This window comes from Enhygromyxa salina (genome assembly GCF_000737335.2).
Lineage (GTDB): Bacteria > Myxococcota_A > Polyangia > Nannocystales > Nannocystaceae > Plesiocystis > Plesiocystis salina_C.
This window is the reverse complement of the sequence record NZ_JMCC02000090.1, coordinates 1-16,562: the sequence shown is the minus strand read 5'-3', so window position 1 is coordinate 16,562 and position 16,562 is coordinate 1. Positions and strand designations below refer to the sequence as shown.

Here is a 16,562-nt window from a genome sequence, read left to right as displayed (position 1 = left end):
CTCTTGAGCTCAGCTCTTGAGCCCGACCAGGATCGCGTCGACGTTGGTCTTTGCGTCGCCGAACAGCATCCGCGAGTTCTCGTTGAAGAACAGCGGGTTCTGGACGCCGGCGTAGCCGCTGGCCATGCCGCGCTTCATCACGACCACGGTCGCGCTGTTCCAGACCTCGAGCACCGGCATGCCGGCGATCGGGCTGGTTGGATCGGTCTGGGCGCTGGGGTTGACGATGTCGTTGGCGCCGATCACCAGGACCGCGTCGGTCTCCGGGAAGTCATCGTTGAGCTCGTCCATCTCGAGCACGATGTCGTAGGGGACGTTGGCCTCGGCCAGCAGCACGTTCATGTGCCCCGGCAGCCGCCCGGCGACCGGGTGGATCCCGAACCGGACCTCGGCGCCCGACTTGCGCAGGAGCTTGACCACCTCCGAGAGCGAGTGCTGCGCCTGGGCCACGGCCATGCCGTAGCCGGGCACGATGATCACGCTGCTCGCGCTCCGCAGCAGCTCGATCGTGTCGCTCACGTCGAACTCGACCACGTCGTCGCGACCTTTGCCCTCACCGGGCTTGGGCTCGCCGCTCGCGGCCGGCGCTTCACCCCCACCGAAGCCACCCAGGATCACCGAGATGAACGAGCGGTTCATGGCGGCGCACATGATGTACGAGAGGATCGCGCCGGAGCTGCCGACCAGCGCGCCGGTCACCAGCAGCAGATCGTTTTGCAGCATGAACCCGGCGGCGGCCGCGGCCCAGCCGGAGTAGCTGTTGAGCATCGAGACCACGACCGGCATGTCGGCGCCGCCGATCGCCATGACCAGGTGGATCCCGATCAGCCCCGAGATCCCCGTCATGATCAGCAGCGACGTCAGCCCGCCGTGGTTGGTCTGACCGACGAAGTCGTAGCCAAGGTACACGCAGGCGAGCAGCATCCCGAGGTTGAGCAGGTGCCGACCGGGCAAGGTCAGCGGCCGGCCCGAGAGCGAGCCACGCAGCTTCAAGAACGCGATCACCGAGCCGGTGAAGGTGATCGAGCCAATGAACACGGCCAAGAAGATCTCGAGCTCGTGGACGAGCGCCTCCGAGCCGCTCAGCTCGTGCAGCGGCGCCATGTAGCTCGACAGGCCGACCAACACGGCCGCGAGCCCGACGAAGCTGTGCAGCACGGCGACCAGCTCGGGCATCGAGGTCATCGCGACCCGCGCCGCCATGAACCCGCCGATCAGCGTGCCGATCAGCACCGCGCCAGCGAGCACGCCCAGCCCCTCGGGCCCGAGCGTGAAGGGCGTGACCCCCTCGAACCCGCCCAGGGTGTACGCGGCCGTCGCCGCGATCGCGATCAGCATCCCAATGATGCCGTTGATGTTGCCCCGGCGCGCGGTCTCTTGGTTGGACAGACCCGCGAGCGAGAGGATGAACAGAATGCTCGCGGCGATGTACGCGACGTTGAGTAGTCCAGCTGGCAGCATGATCGTGCCCTCTACCTTTGGAACATCTTGAGCATGCGCTGGGTGACCAAGAAGCCCCCAGCGACATTAATGGTCGCGACCAGGATCGCGATGGCCCCGAGGATGACCGCGGGATCGCTGAGCTCACCCCCGATCTGCAACATGCCGCCGATGATGATGATCCCGCTGATCGCGTTGGTGACAGACATCAGCGGGGTGTGTAGCGCTGGGCTCACGTTCCAGATCACCTGCCAGCCAATGAAGCAGGCCAGGATGAACACCGTGAAGTGATCCAGGAAGTCGTCGTTGCCGCCCCAGCCCACGGCGATCAGCGCCAGCCCGCCGAGCACCAGCCACAGCGGGTTGGACTGCTTCTTGGCGCCGCCGCCGTGACCCCCGTGGCCCTTCTTGCTCGAGCTCTTGGGTTTGGATCGCGGCGCGCTCGCGGGCGTGGCCGGAGCTGCAGGCTTGGCTTCGGCTTCTGGCTTGGGCGCGGGCTTGGCCTGCGGCGACGGCTCGATCTTGGGCGGCGGCCAGCGCAGCTCGCCGCGATTGAGGATCAAGGTGCCGCGCACGACCTCGTCGTCCTCGTCGACCTTGAACCCCTCGGCCCCGCCCATGTCGTCGAGCAGGTGATAGAGGTTGTTGCCGTACAGGTTGGACGCCACGTTGGCCATCCGGCTTGGCAGGTCCGTGTAGCCGATCAGCGAGACGCCGTGCTTGATCGTGACCTGGTCGGCGACGACCTGCGGACAGTTGCCGCCGCGCTCGGCCGCGAGATCGACCACGACCGAGCCCTCGCGCATGTTGATCAGCGCCTGCTCGGTGATCAGAAACGGCGCCGGCTTGCCGGGGATCAGCGCGGTCGTGACGATGATGTCGACCTCTTTGGCCTGCTCTTCGAACAACGCCCGCTCGGCGTCCATGAACGCCTCCGTCATGACCTTCGCGTAGCCGCCGGCCCCGTCCCCGTCCTCTTCGAACTCGAGGGTCAGGTACTCGGCGCCCATCGACTCGACCTGCTCCTTGACGGCGGGCCGGGTGTCGAAGGCCCGCACGATCGCGCCGAGGCCCTTGGCCGCGCCGATCGCCGCGAGCCCAGCCACGCCAGCGCCGATCACCAGCACCCGCGCGGGCGGGACCTTGCCCGCGGCCGTGAACTGCCCCGTAAAGAAGCTGCCGAAGTGCTGCGCCGCCTCGATCACCGCGCGGTAGCCCGCGATGTTGGCCATCGATGACAGCGCGTCGCACTTTTGCGCGCGAGAGATCCGTGGCACCGCGTCCATCGCCAACACCGTGCCCTTGCGGGCGGCGAGCAGCTCGACCAGCTCTTGGTTTTGCGCCGGCCAGATGAACGAGATCAGGACCTGACCTTCGCGCAGCAGCTCCGCCTCGTGCTTGCCCAGCTCGGGGTGCTGCATGGGCTCGCGAACCTTGAGCACGATGTCGGCCTCGGCCCACAGCGCCTCGGCGCCCGCGACGATCTTGCAGTCGGCTGCCGTATACAGATCATCCGAGAAGTCGGCGTTGGCGCCTGCACCACTCTCGATCAAGACCTCGAAGCCGAGCTTCTGCAGGCGCTTGGCGGTCTCGGGCGTGGTCGCGACGCGACGCTCGCCAGCGAGGACCTCCTTGGGGATACCTACCTTCATCGCAGTACCGCCTTTACTTTTGTCCATGTCGGGTGCGCCCAAAGTGTCTCGATTCGCATCCACTCGAGACGGATTAACCAGTTGGCTCGCAGGAGGCAACTCGTAGCCGCGGCGAGGCGCGAATGACAGGCGACGACCGTGGACATGAGGGGAATGGCCGCCCAATGGGGGCCGCCGAGCGTTGCATCAGTATCACGAACGCTCGCCCGTTTTAAGCCGGGCGCCCCAGGCTAGCGCGCCCTTCACGCTTCGGCGCGACACAGGCCGGTCGCGCAACCCGGGCAGCCGCGCCGTATAAGGTGCCATGGCCGAACCCCGGGACCCAGGCGAGCTCACCCACTTCGATCGCAGCGGCGCCGCGCACATGGTCGACGTCGCGGCCAAGCCCGAGACCCCGAGGATGGCCCGCGCGCGGGCGCGCGTGCGCATGGCTCCGCCAACCTTGGCCAAGATCGAGGCCGGCCGGCTCGGCAAGGGTGACGTGCTGGGCGTCGCGCGACTCGGGGGGATCGCTGCGGCCAAGCAGACCGCGATGCAGATCCCCCTTTGTCACCCGGTGAGGATCACCGGGATCGCGATCGAGTTCGAGCTCGACGCGAACCTACCCGGGGTGATCGTCGAGGCCAGCGTCGAGGTCGTCGATCGCACCGGCCCCGAGATGGAAGCGATGATGGCGGCCTCTGGCGCGGCGCTGACGATCTACGACATGTGCAAGGCGATCGATCGCGGGATGGAGATCGTCGAGGTCGCGCTGATCGAGAAGCGCGGCGGCAAGTCGGGGCACTGGACGCGCGACGAGCCGTGACCGGCACGAACTGTGGTCAGCCGCTCGCGCTCGGCTGAGCGACACTGGGCGGGACAGGGCTCGAACCTGCGACCCTCGCGGTGTAAGCACGACGCTCTACCAACTGAGCTACCCGCCCGGTGGCGAGAAGCTAGCAGAGTCCCGGTCTCAAACCAAGCTGGCGACCAGCCGGACCACGAAGCGCCAGAACGGCTCGACCGTGTCGAGGGCCAGGCTCTCGGTCGGCGTGTGGGCGTCGAAGATGTCTGGCCCAAACGCGATCATCTCGATCCCGGGGATCCGATCGTTGAGCACCCCGCACTCGAGCCCCGCGTGGATCGCCTCGCGCACCGGCGGCCGACCAAACAGCTGCTCGTACGCGGTCTCGGCCACGCGCAACAGCTGCGTGTCGACCCGGGCCTCCCAACCTGGGAACCCGTAGCGATACTCGATCGTCGCGCTCGAAGCCTCGAGGCTCCGCTCGCAGCGGTCCTGAAACGCCTCGAGCGCGCCTTGCTTGGACGAGCGCGACAGCATGACCAAGCGCATCTGGTCACCCTCGGTCGAGATGCTGCCAAGGTTGTTGCTGGTCTCGACCAGGCCCGGGATCACCCGCGACCAGCTCAGCACGCCGTCGGTCAGGTTGCGCAGCGCCTCGAGCATCGCGCGGCTGGTCATCGCCGAGACCGGGCCGGCGACGGTGTCGTGCTGCTCGGCTGGGAGCTCGACGAAGCTGACCGTGAGATCGGGGTCAGCCTCGGCAAACGACGCCGCGAGGCGGGCCCCCGCGCGCTCGATCGACTCGGCCAGCCTGCTCACGCGGGATCGTGGGCACCACAGGATCGTCTCGGCCGCGCGGGCGATCGCGTTGGGCCGACCGCCACCGTCGCAGCTGCCCACGCGCACGCCCTCGAGGTCGACCTGCTTGTCGATCAACACCGCGATCAGCAGCGCGATCGCGTTGGCCCGGCCCTCGTGGATGTCGACGCCGCTGTGACCCCCTCGCAGGCCCTGGATCGACAGCCGGACCGCGACATCGTCGTGGTGACGATCATCGCGATCGAGCTCCCAGATCGCGTGGAGCTCTCGCCCGCCCGCGCACGACAGATAGATCCGGCCGTCGGACTCGGCGTCGAGGTTGATCAGCCGCCGAGCCGTCACCAGCGACGGATCCAACCCGAACGCGCCGGTCATGCCCTGCTCTTCGTCGGCCGTGAACAACAGCTCGAGCGGCGGGTGATCCAGCTCGGGGATCAGCGCCAAGGCCAGCCCGGTGGCCACACCGATCCCGTTGTCCGCCCCGAGCGTCGTGCCCTCGGCTTGCAACACCTCGCGCTCGCGACCCTGGATCACGCGCACGGATCGCCGCAGCTGGATCGGATCTTTGTAGAAGTCGTGGGCGCTGTCGCTGCGCTTCTCACAGACCATGTCCATGTGGCCTTGGATCGCGAGGGGCTGGCTGCCAACGCCCGCGCCCTTGCCTGGCACCCGCAACACCAAGTTGCCGCCGGCGTCGCCGCTGTAGGCCCAACCCTGGCGCTCGGCCAGCGCCTGCAGGTGCGCGCGAACGCCAGCCTCGTGCAGCGACGGCCGCGGGATCCGGCGCAAGGCATCAAACTGCCGCCACAGCTCCGCCGGCTCGAGACCCACGAGGGCCGGGTCGAGATCATCGCGCATGTCGGCGCATGCTACCGACCCAGAAAACCCCCGAACAGTCGCGGTAGGCTCGCATGGCCGCTCTGGCTGCGCGGAACCTGCGCCTACCTCGTGATTCCCGCTGTTGGCCGGGGTTCTTCGCGGAAAGACTGGTTTTGGGTTCAGACGTCGTCGTCGTCGTCGAGGACCCTCGCCTGCGACTCGCGGATCCGCCCGACGACGGCTTGCAGCGCCTCGGTCAGCGGCTCGGGAGCGCCGGGCAGCAGCAAGTTGGTGCGGTCGAGCAGACGCAGGAGGCTGCCCCACCCGTCGATGAACGCCGCGAGACGCTTCGCGTCGAGGTTGGCGGTGCGTTCGAGCAACAGTTCGCGCACGATGTCGTCGAGCGGATCGATCGAGTCGGTGGGGTCGTCATGCACGGTCACCCACCATTGTAGATCCGCGGCGCGTCGCGGCCTAAAACCGGCATGAAATGCCCAGGTGCAATCTGGGCGCGTTGGATGTCGACCCGCACACCGGCACAGTCCCCGAGCGGGGGCGTCGGTCAGCGGTGCGTTCGAGCAGTGCTACATTCCGGCCGTGACCGACAGCGAACGCCAGCTCGCCGCGCTCGTGGAGGACATCCTCGAGTCGTACGCCAAGCAGGGCAACATCAACCATCTCGACGGCAGCAACTTGCCGTCGCGGGCCGCGGTCGATCGGGTGGTCACGGACTTGATCTCGGTCGTGTTTCCCGGGTTCATTGGCGAGGACCAGGTCGACGAGCTCAGCTCCCGCTACTTCGTGGGCGAGCGCTGTGCTCGTAGCCTGCGCTCGCTCGAGCGCATGATCGGCCAGGCGCTGGGCATCCAGTGCGGCACGGGTGAGCGGGCGAAGCCACGCCCGGCCGCGCAGGTCCAGGCCGAGGCCCACGCCCACGCGATCGACCTGCTCGCCCACATCCCCAAGATCCGCGAGGTCATCTCAACCGACGTCCGCGCGGTGCTCGACGGTGATCCAGCGGCCTTCAGCGCGCCCGAGGTCATCACCTCGTACCCCGGCGTCACGGCGATCACGGTCTACCGCATCGCCCACCACCTGCACGCGCGCTGCGTCCCGCTGATCCCCCGCATGATGTCGGAGCTCGTCCACGGTCGGACTGGCATCGACATCCACCCGGGCGCGTCGATCGGCCCCTCGTTCTTCATCGATCACGGCACCGGTGTGGTGATCGGCGAGACCTCTGTGATCGGCGAGCACGTCAAGCTGTACCAGGGCGTCACCCTTGGCGCGCTGTCGGTCGAGGTCAGCGATCGCGGCCGCGGTCGCAAGCGCCACCCCACCCTCGAGGATCACGTCACCGTCTACGCGGGCGCAACGATCCTCGGCGGCGACACGGTCATCGGGCGCGGCTCGACGATCGGCGGCAACGTGTGGCTCACCCACGGGATCCCGCCAGAGACCACGGTCATGCTCGACAAGCCCTCGCTGCGGATCTTCACCAACTCGGAGGAGCAGCCATGACAGAACACTCGCTGCAATCGAGCGCCCGCGCGAGCTCGCTGCACAACCTCGATCCCGCCTCGCTCTCGCGCATGTCAACCACCGCGCTCGACGAGCTGTTCACCGAGCTCGAGCCGGCCGAGCTCGCGCAGCTGCAGGGCCACAAGCGCGGCCGGGTCCTGGCCGTCACGGGCCTCGACTGGGTGCCCGCAGCAGCCCGCAGCGCCCTGCTCGGCTTCGTCAATCAGCTGCCGATCTGGCGCGGCGAGGTGTTCGAAGGGGAGTTCGGCGCCAACGCGTGGCTGCTGCCCGGGAGCCGCCTCGAGTTCGCGCGCTACGTCGTGCGCGAGGCCCCGGCGCTCGACGGCAGCGGCCCGGTGATCCGCCTCGACTACGACGTGTCCGCCAACCCCAAGCCGCTGCGCCGGATCGTTGGCGAGCTGCGTTACCTTGGGCCGGGGTTGTTCCTGGTCCGCATGCAGCTGCTGTGGGGCAGCCGGGTGATCCGAGCCTCCTACTTCACGCTCGAGAGCTAGTTATTACCCCCACATAGACCTTAGACTTCGCCGACTGCAGCCGCTTCGCGTCTGGTCGCTTCGCTCCTCGGGGCTGGCTGTTCGCAGCCGCATGTGTGGCCCCCTAGGAGGGGGCTCTGAACGCAGTTCCCATCTCCATGGGACGGGCGCCGCGCTCTAGGACGCTTCGGAGCGCCGGATCACGATCGTGGTGCCGGGGTTGTCGGCGCTGGCGGTGACGCCATGCCAGTGATCCGGCACGAAGGGCGTGCTCCACAAGAACAACCACCGCGCGTCGGTCGGTCCAAGGTTCACGCAGCCGTGGCTGCGCACGTAGCCGAAGCTCTGATGCCAGAACGCGCCGTGGAGCGCGTAGCTGCCCTCGAAGTACATCACCCACGGGACATCTTGGATCGCGTAGTTGCCGTCGGTCGCGGTCGTGCCGTCCATGTTGGAGGTGATCTGCTTGCTGCGCACGCGGTAGCGCCCGGTCGGCGTCTCGAACGGCTCCTCGTTCGTGCCCTTCTTCCCAGTTGACACCAACGTCACGTACACCGGCCGCGCGCCCTCGTAGGCCACCAGCATCTGCTTGGTGATGTCGACGTCGATCCAGCGATCCCACGGCTCGAGGCCCTTGGGGATCGGCTGCAGGTCCGGCAGGCGCATGACGTCGGCCTTGACGAACAAGCTGTCCTCCGCGGCGGGGGCGACTTCCCCAGCTTCGGCGCCAGCTTCTTCGCCAGCTTCGGCGCCAGCGTCTTCACCCCCGTCAGCGTCAGCCCCTTCGACCGGCCGCTCGTAGGGGATCACCGAGAAGTAGGTCTGCCCGCCGATCTGCACCTCTTCGCCAAGATCGAGGAAGGTCCGCTTCTCGAGGTTCTTGCCAGTCGCGTGCAGCTTGTCATCGTCGCCAAGCCGCAGCAGCTTGGTCCCGTTCTTGGCCATCACGAAGCCGACCGGAAAGCTCATGGACCGGGTCAGCTCTGCGCCCTGGTAGTCCTTGGGATCGACGCCGTGGGCGCTGCCCTTCTCGACGACACCGCCGCGAGCCGTCCGCCAGTAGCTACGGCTGCCGTCGCGGATCGTCTCGCCAAGCGACAGGTAGTAGCCCTTCTCGAGCCAGGGCGTCGGAGACAGGGGGATGCTGATGGGCTCCTTCTCTTCGACCGGCTCCGGGTTGCCACCGTCGTCGCCACCGTCGTCGCCACCGTCGTCCCCGCCATCGTCGCCGCCATCGTCCCCGCTCGGGTTCGCGCCATCTTCGATCACCGCTGGCTCGCCGGTGTCCCCACCTGCGCCGTCGTCATCGTCGACAGCCGGGAGCGCGCCACCCGTCTCACCGCCACCATCTCCGGCGGCCGGCTTGGTCGGCTTCACGGCCGGCTTGGTCGGTGCGACTGGAGGTGGATCCCCGCGGAGCTCGGCCTCGAGCCGCAGTCGCTCGAGCTCGAGCACCGCCCGCTTCTCGCGGGTGGCGAGCAGCTGCTCGGTGTTGGGCACCTGCCACCACATGGGCGTGTTCCACTGGCGCACGTAGGCCCAGTCGTAGGGAAAGGGCTGATCCAGGCGGGCCGGCGCTGGCTCGTAGCTCATGAACGGTGGCCGCTCGTCGACCATCAAGCCCTTGCTCGCGCACGCGAAGCCGCCACCTTCGAGCGGGTACCAGCCCTTGTGGCAGTCCTCGTTGACGACGCGCTCACCTGCGCGCACCCGCGTTCCGATCCGCAGGAAGCCCAGCCGCTCCGAGTCCATGTCCGGCTTGGCATAGACCGCGACCACCTCGTAGCCCGCCGCGGCGTGCAGCGTGAGCTGCTCATCCGTCAGGGGCTCGGTGGGAAATTTGAACACGCCGTAGCCGGGCGGGGCCTCGGGCTCGGCTGTCCCCGGGTCCTCGAGCTCGGGCTCGTCCTCGCCTGCCTCGGCTGCGGGCTCGGCCTCGGTCGTTCGTTCACCGGCCTCGGCTTCGGCTGCGATGGTTGGATCGACCTCGGCCGGTCCAGCCTCTTCGGTGGGCGGGACGGCTTGGGTCTCGGCCGGGCTCGGCGCGTCGGGGGTACAGGCCAAACCGAGCGAGCAGAGCCCGAACCAGAACACGAGGCGTGGGCGCGACATCACCCAGTGCATAGCGTACGAGACGATCCGGGTGAAGAATCTCGCCAGGTCAGGCTGGCGTCGGCGGCGCAGAGCTAGGAAAAAGCACGCGCCCACGCGGAAAAGCAGCTCGCTCCCCTCGGTGAACGCGTCCGCAAACCGGCGAGAAGCCCTCGCCCGAGCTGAAAGCACCTCGCTGCCCGAGGTGAACCTGTCCACGAACGCGCCCGCAAGCGGGCGAGAAGCCCTCGCCGCGCGGAAAACAGCTAAGGTCGCGCGCACGTGAGCGAGCTCGAACTCGGTCGTGGGCGTGGCGCCGACGCAGATCCCGTGCGCTTGCCGACGCGGGCCCTGCTTCGCCACATGATGGCGCTGGGCTCGAGCGGCTCGGGCAAGACGGTGCTCTCGAAGGTCGTCGTCGAAGAGATCGTCCGCGCGGGCATCCCTGCGCTGTGCCTGGATCCTCAGGGTGACCTGTGCAGCTTGGCGCTCGCTGCACTCGACCTCGACGACGCCGCAGATCCCGAGGAGCGCGCCAAGCAAGAGGCGGCGCTCGCCGCTCACGGGGTTGATCTCGCCGCGGCACGCTCCTTCGCCGCGCGCTGCGACGTGGTGATCTTCACCCCCGCGTCCAGCCGGGGCGTCGCGCTGGGCGCCGACCCGCTCGCGGCCGTGATCGCAGGCCACGCCGAGCCCAGTGAGATCGACGACGATCTGTGGACGCGCGCCGCCGCGACCGTGGCCGCGCTGCTCGGCTTCGCCAGCGACGACGATGACGGCGAGGGCTTCATCGCCGTGCTCGACACGGTCTTGCGTCAGCTCGCCGAGGCGGGGCGCCCACCCGCGAGCCTGCGCGCGCTGACGGATCACCTCAACAGCCTCGACGACGCCGGCCTGCAGCCCTACGCCCGATTTTGGGAGCTCAAGAAGCTGCGCCAGGCGATCCGCAAGCTCGCGCGCCTCGAGGTCGGTCCACGGCGCAAGTTGTTCGACGCTGGTGTCCCGCTCGACATCGATCTGCTGCTTGGGCTTGGGCCTCACGCTCCCACACCGCCGGGCAAGACCCGCGTGGCGATCGTTCACCTCAACAGCCTGCACCAACAAGAAGACAAGGAGTTCTTGGTGGGGGCGATCGCCGAGCGCCTGTACGCGTGGATGCTCTCGCACCCGCGACCTGATCCGCAGGTGCTGTTCTACCTCGACGAGATCGCCCCCTACATGCCGCCGGTCCGCAAGCCGCAGTGCAAGGACAGCCTCCAGCTGTTGTTCAAGCAGGCCCGCAAGTATGGGGTCTGCTGCCTGATGGCGACGCAAAACCCCGGCGACGTCGACTACCGAGCGATGGCGCAGTTTGGGACCTGGGCGCTGGGGCGGCTGATGACGCGGCAGGATCTCAAGAAGATCGAGCCAACCGTCAAGTCCCTCGCGCCGACCGCCTGCGACGGGATCATGGCCGAGCTGCCGCGGCTCGAGCCTGGACAATTCGTGCTGCTCTCACCCGATCACTTCTCCGAGCCGACCACGCTGCAGACGCGCTGGCTGTACACGCACCACGAGACCCTGGATGAAGGCCGCATCGAGGCGCTGGCGGATCAGCGCTGGCGAGAGCGCTTCGCTGGGTTGCTCGAGCGCGCGGTGACGCCCGCGCCAGCACCGAAGCCAGAGCCGAAGCTCGAGGTCTCCGATCCACCGACGACCGCGGCGTCCGAACCGGCGCCTGCGCCCAAACAAGAGCCCGCCTCCAAGCCCGCGCCTGCGCCAAAGCCAGCTGCTGCGCCAAAACCAGCGCCTGCGCCAAAACCAGCTGCTGCACCAAAACCAGCTGCTGCACCAAAACCAGCGCCTGCACCAAAACCAGCTGCTGCACCAAAACCAGCTGCTGCACCAAAGCCAGACAAGGCCGCCCGCGCGGCGATCGAACGTGAGAGCCAGCTCGCGACCTTGCGCGAGCACGGCCCCGTCGACGTCAAGCGCTTCGCCGAGCTGCTCGAGGTCAGCGAGACGACGGCCCGCCGCGCGCTCAAGTTGCTGAGCAAGGCCGGCCTCGTCGGCGACTTCAAGGACGGCCGCGCCAGCACCTACTGGGCGCTCGACACTGGCGCGCGACCGGATCTCGCCATGCCTGACACGGTGTTGGTCGCAACCCCAGGCATCGGCCAGGACCAGGCCGCCGTGCTTGGCCAAGGCCTGCTCCGATCAACCTTGCTCGGGCTCGGCCCAGCCGCCGAGTCGCTGGTCAACGTGTCGCTGGTGCACAAGCTGCTGTGGCGCGTCGACTTCGAGGAGCGCATCGCCTCTGGCCTGCTCGGCCGGCTCGTCGGTCCCGGCTACGAGGATCGGCTGGGCAGCGTGTACTTGCATCCGCAGGCGCTCACGACCTTGACCTGGAACGCCAACCGCGGGCTCCGCTTCACCGAGCGCCCCGCCGAGCACGCCAGCGACGTCCACGATCTCGACGGCGTCGTCCGCTTCAACCGCATGCCCCCCGCCGGCCTGCGCTTCGACGAACAGGAGTGGCTCGGCCGCCGCGCCGAGGCCGAGGTCAGCGAGGCGTTCGCCGCCCGCTGGGGCGCGCGCGTGATCACGATCAGCCCCTGCTTCGTGCCGCTGTGGAAGCTGCTGATCCGCCGCCACGAACCAGCCGGCATGCGCTTCGCAACCCTCGACGCGATCGCCGGCCACAACGTGGACTGGCTCAGCGGGTCGACTGCCTGAGCGGGTGGACTGGCTCAGCGGGTGGACTGGCTCAGCGGGTGGACTGGCTCAGCGGGTCGACCGGCTCAGCGGGTCCGACCGGCTCAGCGGGTCCGACCGGCTCAGCGGGTCCGACCGGCCCAGCGGGTCCGACCGGCCCAGCGGGTCCGACTGGCCCGGCGGGTCCGACCGGCCCAGCGGGTCCGACCGGCCCAGCGGGTCCGACTGGCTCAGCGGGTCCGACTGGCTCAGCGGGTCCGACCGGCCCAGCGGGTCGACTGGCCCTCCGAATTTAAACGGCCGCCCACCCACAGAGAACCAAGGCCCCTGGGGGGCCACAACCGGCCAGCGCGAGACTCATACCGCCCCCGAAGTGCAAGGCGGCCGCGGGGGCTAAACGAGCTCAGCTACCGCGCTGCTTCTGGATGACCTGGCGGGCCAGGCCCTTGAGGGTCTCGAACACGCCCGTTCCGTCGATCGCCACGGCCTCGAACTCCGGCACCTGCGTTGGATTGAGCGCGGGCGAGAGCTCCGCGACCGGCAGCACCTCGGGCATGTCACGCTTGTTGTACTGCACCACGTAGGGCAGCTCATCGAGGTTGAAGCCCTGCTCTTCGAGGTTGTGCCGCAGGTTCTCGAGGCTCTCGAGGTTGGCGTCCATGCGAGCGTCTTGCGAGTCGGCGACGAAGCACACGCCGTCGACACCACGCAAGATCAGCTTGCGGCTGGCGTCGTAGAACACCTGGCCGGGGACCGTGTACAGATGGAAGCGCGTCTTGAACCCGCGGATCTCACCGAGGTCGAGCGGCAGAAAGTCGAAGAACAAGGTCCGCTCCGTCTCCGTTGCGAGCGAGACCATCTTGCCCTTCGCCTCGGGTTTGGAGACCTTGTAGATCCACTCGAGATTGGTCGTCTTTCCACACAGGCCTGGACCGTAGTAGACGACCTTGAAGTTGATCTCCCGCGCGCTGTAGTTGATGAACGACATGGAAGGGCTCAGCCACCTTTTCGCAGCTCGGTCAGGACCTGCTTGGCTAGCGCTTTGAGCGTATCAAAGACACCCTCACCCGTGACAGCGCACGCCTCGAACTCGGGCACGTTGTTGGTATTCAGCGTCGCTCGGAGCTCTTCGAGCGGGACGGCGCTGGGCAGGTCGCGTTTGTTGTACTGAATGACGTAGGGGATCTTGTCGAGATCGTAGCCCTGCTCTTCGAGGTTGAAGCGCAGGTTGTCGAGGCTCTCGATGTTGGCTTCCATCCGCTCGAGCTGCGAGTCGGCGACGAAGCACACGCCGTCGACGCCCTTGAGGATCAGCTTGCGGCTGGCGTCGTAGAAGACTTGGCCAGGGACCGTGTACAGATGGAAGCGAGTCTTGAAACCGCGGATCTCACCGAGCGACAGCGGCAAAAAGTCGAAAAACAAGGTTCGCTCGGTCTCTGTCGCCAGCGATATCATCTTGCCTTTCGACTCTGGGCGGGTCTTGCTGTAGATGAACTGCAAGTTGGTGGTCTTCCCGCACAGTCCGGGACCGTAGTAGACCAGTTTGCAGTTAATCTCCCGCGCGCTGTAGTTGATGAACGACATCGCCGGCAGGCACCTCTAGGGGCCAAACAGGTTGTCGATGTCTTCGTCCGTGATCTCTTTGAAGACGTCTTCTTGTGCGCCCTTCGGCTTCGCGGCGAGGGTGTCGAAGATCGTGGTGAGCGCTTCGTTCGCCTTCTTGACGCGAAGGCGGACCAGACCTTGGGTCGTGTTCTTGTCGAACAGCACCACGAGGATGATCCGGCGCGCGACGATTGTCATGTGCACCGAGATCTCCTTGCCCTCGTGATATTGGCCGGTGAACTCTTCCTCTTCGATCAGCTTGGCGATGCCACCGGTGGCGGCGACGTTGCCGGCGACCAGCGAGCTGAGGGAGGTGGTGTCGAGCTCCGCGTCGACCCCAGAAGCAGCAATCAGCTGCCCATTCTTGTCCACGATGAGGATCGTGCGGGCCCGGGAATCCTGATGAAGCCTGTCGGCGACCTCTCGGATCTCCGTCAACTCCTCATCATACAAAGCGAGCTGCGGGTTCAGCATGTTCAAGACGGGACTCCTGACCGATCGTCGTCCACTCGGGCTCGGTGTCGTTCCCCCGCCAGCTGTCGGTCCAAGCACGGACGGGGGCCACTACGAAATGAACCCCTAAGCCGCACGACTCGCAGAACCCGCGGACCCTGACATGGGACGTGGGCCCATCGAACACGCGGGGCTGGAAGTGGGGGGTTCACGGCGTGGGGCAGGCCGCCAACCTAACAAACTCCTTGCGCCAAGTCCATGCGAGACGCGCCGTTTGGGACGAGGCTCGAATCTGGCGCCGAACGGGCTCTGAAGCCTCGCATACGGGCGAACAAGCCCAATCGGCCGCGGCGCGGCCCGGGTGAGCAGTCGCTCGATTACTTCGAGCAGACCCCGGAGCCGAGATCACGCGCGCCAACGCACCCCCCGATGACACCCCCCGCGAGAGGGTGGAGATCTGCGCAACAGCGCGGTCAGATCACCCGGCGATCTTCCAGGGCCCGGTGCAAGGTCGTCATGTCCGCGTACTCGAGCTCCCCGCCAACCGCGACACCCGAGGCGATCCGGCTGACGTTGATCCCCAGCGGGTGCAGCAGCTTCGAGATGTACAGCGCCGTCGCGTCGCCTTCGACGTTGGGGCTGGTCGCGACGATCACTTCGCGGATCCGTTGGTTGTCCGGCAGCGAAGACATGCCCTCGAGCCGGGCCAAGAGCTCGGCGACCTTGAGCTCGCTCGGCCCGATCCCGCCAAGCGGATCGAGCACGCCGTGGAGTATGTGGTAGCGGCCCGCGAACACGCTGGCCCGCTCGAGCGCCATGCGATCTTGGGGCTGCGCGACCACGCAGATCAGCTGCGGATCCCGGCGCGGATCGAGACAGATCGAGCACAGCTCCTGGGCGGTCAGATCACAGCAGGCCGAACACAGGCGCAGCTGCTCGTGGACGTCGGCGATCGCCTCGGACAGCGCGCGCGAGTACTCGTCGTCGCTGCGCACGATCGCCAGCGCCAAGCGCAGCGCCGACTTCTCGCCGATCCCCGGCAGCCGCGCCAGCAACTTGGTCAGGCGCCGCAGCGGATCGCCCCCGCCGCTCGAGCCACTCACGGCGCTCACAGGTTGGGCATGCCGCCGGGGAACATGCCAGGGGGCAACATCGAGCCGAGCCGCTCTTGGGCGAGCGCCTTCGACTTCTCGATCGCGTTGTTGACCGCCGCGACGATCAGGTCCTGCAGCATGTCGCGGTCTTCGCTGAGCGCCGATGGATCGATCTCGACCGCCGTGAGCTGCTGGGCTCCCGTGATCTTGACCTTGACCATGCCACCGCCCGCCGAGCCCTCTACGATCTGCTCTGCGAGGCCCTTTTGCATGTACTCCATCTGCTCACGCATTTGCTGCGCCTGCTGCATGATCTGCGAGAGGTCGAAGTCCGCCATGCCGGGGATCATAAATGTAGTCCTGGCCGCGAGCCAGGGTTGGCTGGCCCGGCCCTATCCTGGGACGCCGCGCTGACCCAGCGGGGGCAGCGGCGGGGTCTCGAGCACGTCGACCGCGAGCAGCTGCGCCGAGAAGGTGCTGAGCAGCGAGCGGATCCGTGGGTTGCGTTCGGCGTCGGAGCAGACCGATTCACGGTGTCGCCGGCGGCGCTCGGCGTCGACCAGGGCGAGGCTTGGCGTGTGAGGGAGCACCGGGTTGGCGTCGAGGATCTCGAGCCGCATGACCTCGCCGAAGTACTCGGCCGTGAACCGCTCGAACTCCGTGCGGAACTCGGGGTTCTCTCGCAGCTGGGTCTGGGCGAAGCCCGTCGCCGGAGACGCGAGCTGGATCACGCCAGGTTGGATGCCGACCAGCCCGAGGGTTTGCAGCACCGCCCACAGCAGATCGTTCTCTGCGAAGATCTTGGCCAAGAACGACTCCCACGCGTCCCACGGCTCGAGCTCGTGCCACGCGATCGACTCGCGGGGGAGGCAGCGCGAGCTGGGGCAGCCGGCCTCGGCGTCCGGTGGGGTCTGGGCCGGATCGAGATCTTCGTTGGTCAGCGCGAAGCCGTCGGCCCGTTGGGCTGAGCCGGCCTCCGCCACCGGACGCCGGTGCGCGTCTGGGTCCGGGTGCGCGTTCACTGGTTGTTGCGCGCGCGCGGGCTCGGCTCGCGGGTCCGCTGCCGCGGGTTGTTGCGCGCGCGCGTGCAACAACA

15 protein-coding genes and 1 tRNA gene are annotated in these 16,562 nt (G+C 67.6%); 4 read left to right on the top strand and 12 right to left on the bottom strand.

Annotated features, from left to right (window positions below; all coding sequences use genetic code 11):
- Positions 1-9: 9 nt before the first annotated feature.
- Both DB30_RS29510 and DB30_RS29505 read right to left on the bottom strand, forming a co-directional pair.
- Positions 10-1,458: an NAD(P)(+) transhydrogenase (Re/Si-specific) subunit beta gene (locus DB30_RS29510; protein WP_146661219.1), complete on the bottom strand. Its 1,449-nt coding sequence runs from the start codon at positions 1,456-1,458 to the stop codon at positions 10-12.
- A 14-nt stretch (positions 1,459-1,472) separates the two neighbouring features.
- Complete coding sequence (locus tag DB30_RS29505; protein ID WP_052555212.1) at positions 1,473-3,092, bottom strand: Re/Si-specific NAD(P)(+) transhydrogenase subunit alpha; 1,620 nt, start codon at positions 3,090-3,092, stop codon at positions 1,473-1,475.
- A 304-nt stretch (positions 3,093-3,396) separates the two neighbouring features.
- Here DB30_RS29505 and moaC point away from each other — a divergent pair, with 304 nt between their 5' ends.
- The gene (gene moaC / locus DB30_RS29500; protein ID WP_052555210.1) at positions 3,397-3,897 is read left to right on the top strand and encodes a cyclic pyranopterin monophosphate synthase MoaC; all 501 of its coding nucleotides are present in this window, start codon (positions 3,397-3,399) and stop codon (positions 3,895-3,897) included.
- Positions 3,898-3,942: 45 nt separating this feature from the next.
- On the opposite strand, the gene DB30_RS29495 is transcribed toward moaC, so the two are convergent.
- From DB30_RS29495 to DB30_RS29485, 3 genes are all read right to left on the bottom strand, one after another.
- A tRNA-Val gene (locus DB30_RS29495) sits at positions 3,943-4,015 on the bottom strand.
- Positions 4,016-4,044: 29 nt separating this feature from the next.
- The gene (gene pepD, locus DB30_RS29490) at positions 4,045-5,553 is read right to left on the bottom strand and encodes a beta-Ala-His dipeptidase (protein ID WP_052555208.1); all 1,509 of its coding nucleotides are present in this window, start codon (positions 5,551-5,553) and stop codon (positions 4,045-4,047) included.
- A 140-nt stretch (positions 5,554-5,693) separates the two neighbouring features.
- The gene (locus tag DB30_RS29485; protein WP_165704006.1) at positions 5,694-5,951 is read right to left on the bottom strand and encodes a hypothetical protein; all 258 of its coding nucleotides are present in this window, start codon (positions 5,949-5,951) and stop codon (positions 5,694-5,696) included.
- 160 nt (positions 5,952-6,111) lie between these two features.
- On the opposite strand from DB30_RS29485, the gene DB30_RS29480 reads away from it, so the two are divergent.
- Together DB30_RS29480 and DB30_RS29475 are read left to right on the top strand one after the other, a co-directional pair.
- The gene (locus DB30_RS29480; protein WP_146661153.1) at positions 6,112-7,035 is read left to right on the top strand and encodes a serine O-acetyltransferase; all 924 of its coding nucleotides are present in this window, start codon (positions 6,112-6,114) and stop codon (positions 7,033-7,035) included.
- On the top strand, positions 7,032-7,550 hold the full coding sequence (locus DB30_RS29475) for a hypothetical protein (RefSeq protein WP_052555204.1): 519 nt from the start codon (positions 7,032-7,034) through the stop codon (positions 7,548-7,550). The genes DB30_RS29480 and DB30_RS29475 overlap by 4 nt, the downstream gene beginning before the upstream one ends.
- 156 nt (positions 7,551-7,706) lie before the next feature.
- Here DB30_RS29475 and DB30_RS29470 read toward each other — a convergent pair whose 3' ends face one another.
- Complete coding sequence (locus tag DB30_RS29470) at positions 7,707-9,641, bottom strand: L,D-transpeptidase (RefSeq protein ID WP_146661150.1); 1,935 nt, start codon at positions 9,639-9,641, stop codon at positions 7,707-7,709.
- 261 nt (positions 9,642-9,902) lie between these two features.
- On the opposite strand from DB30_RS29470, the gene DB30_RS29465 reads away from it, so the two are divergent.
- Positions 9,903-12,335 (top strand): ATP-binding protein, encoded by a 2,433-nt coding sequence (locus DB30_RS29465; protein WP_052555201.1) that lies wholly within the window; start codon positions 9,903-9,905, stop codon positions 12,333-12,335.
- A gap of 382 nt (positions 12,336-12,717) precedes the next feature.
- Here the strand turns inward: DB30_RS29465 and DB30_RS29455 are convergent, their stop codons facing one another.
- The 6 genes from DB30_RS29455 to DB30_RS29430 all read right to left on the bottom strand — a co-directional run.
- A complete protein-coding gene (locus DB30_RS29455; RefSeq protein WP_052555199.1) occupies positions 12,718-13,302 on the bottom strand; it encodes a GTP-binding protein in 585 nt (194 codons plus the stop codon).
- 8 nt (positions 13,303-13,310) lie between these two features.
- Complete coding sequence (locus DB30_RS29450; RefSeq protein WP_052555197.1) at positions 13,311-13,898, bottom strand: GTP-binding protein; 588 nt, start codon at positions 13,896-13,898, stop codon at positions 13,311-13,313.
- Between the two features lie 15 nt (positions 13,899-13,913).
- On the bottom strand, positions 13,914-14,393 hold the full coding sequence (locus tag DB30_RS29445) for a roadblock/LC7 domain-containing protein (RefSeq protein WP_052555376.1): 480 nt from the start codon (positions 14,391-14,393) through the stop codon (positions 13,914-13,916).
- Between the two features lie 452 nt (positions 14,394-14,845).
- A complete protein-coding gene (gene recR / locus DB30_RS29440; protein WP_052555374.1) occupies positions 14,846-15,475 on the bottom strand; it encodes a recombination mediator RecR in 630 nt (209 codons plus the stop codon).
- 5 nt (positions 15,476-15,480) lie between these two features.
- Entirely contained in the window at positions 15,481-15,804 is a 324-nt protein-coding gene (locus tag DB30_RS29435; RefSeq protein ID WP_052555194.1) for a YbaB/EbfC family nucleoid-associated protein, read from the bottom strand.
- 54 nt (positions 15,805-15,858) lie between these two features.
- Positions 15,859-16,562 (bottom strand): hypothetical protein (locus tag DB30_RS29430; protein ID WP_205633096.1); only part of this gene is annotated, 704 nt, incomplete at its 5' end.

What these genes read in the sequence shown, in the direction of transcription:
- DB30_RS29505 (WP_052555212.1), bottom strand. Translation starts at nt 3,092, where the DNA reads ATGAAGGTAGGTATCCCCAAGGAGGTCCTCGCTGGCGAGCGTCGCGTC.
- moaC (WP_052555210.1), top strand. Translation starts at nt 3,397, where the DNA reads ATGGCCGAACCCCGGGACCCAGGCGAGCTCACCCACTTCGATCGCAGC.
- pepD (WP_052555208.1), bottom strand. Translation starts at nt 5,553, where the DNA reads ATGCGCGATGATCTCGACCCGGCCCTCGTGGGTCTCGAGCCGGCGGAG.
- DB30_RS29475 (WP_052555204.1), top strand. Translation starts at nt 7,032, where the DNA reads ATGACAGAACACTCGCTGCAATCGAGCGCCCGCGCGAGCTCGCTGCAC.
- DB30_RS29470 (WP_146661150.1), bottom strand. Translation starts at nt 9,641, where the DNA reads ATGTCGCGCCCACGCCTCGTGTTCTGGTTCGGGCTCTGCTCGCTCGGT.
- DB30_RS29455 (WP_052555199.1), bottom strand. Translation starts at nt 13,302, where the DNA reads ATGTCGTTCATCAACTACAGCGCGCGGGAGATCAACTTCAAGGTCGTC.
- DB30_RS29450 (WP_052555197.1), bottom strand. Translation starts at nt 13,898, where the DNA reads ATGTCGTTCATCAACTACAGCGCGCGGGAGATTAACTGCAAACTGGTC.
- DB30_RS29445 (WP_052555376.1), bottom strand. Translation starts at nt 14,393, where the DNA reads ATGCTGAACCCGCAGCTCGCTTTGTATGATGAGGAGTTGACGGAGATC.
- DB30_RS29435 (WP_052555194.1), bottom strand. Translation starts at nt 15,804, where the DNA reads ATGGCGGACTTCGACCTCTCGCAGATCATGCAGCAGGCGCAGCAAATG.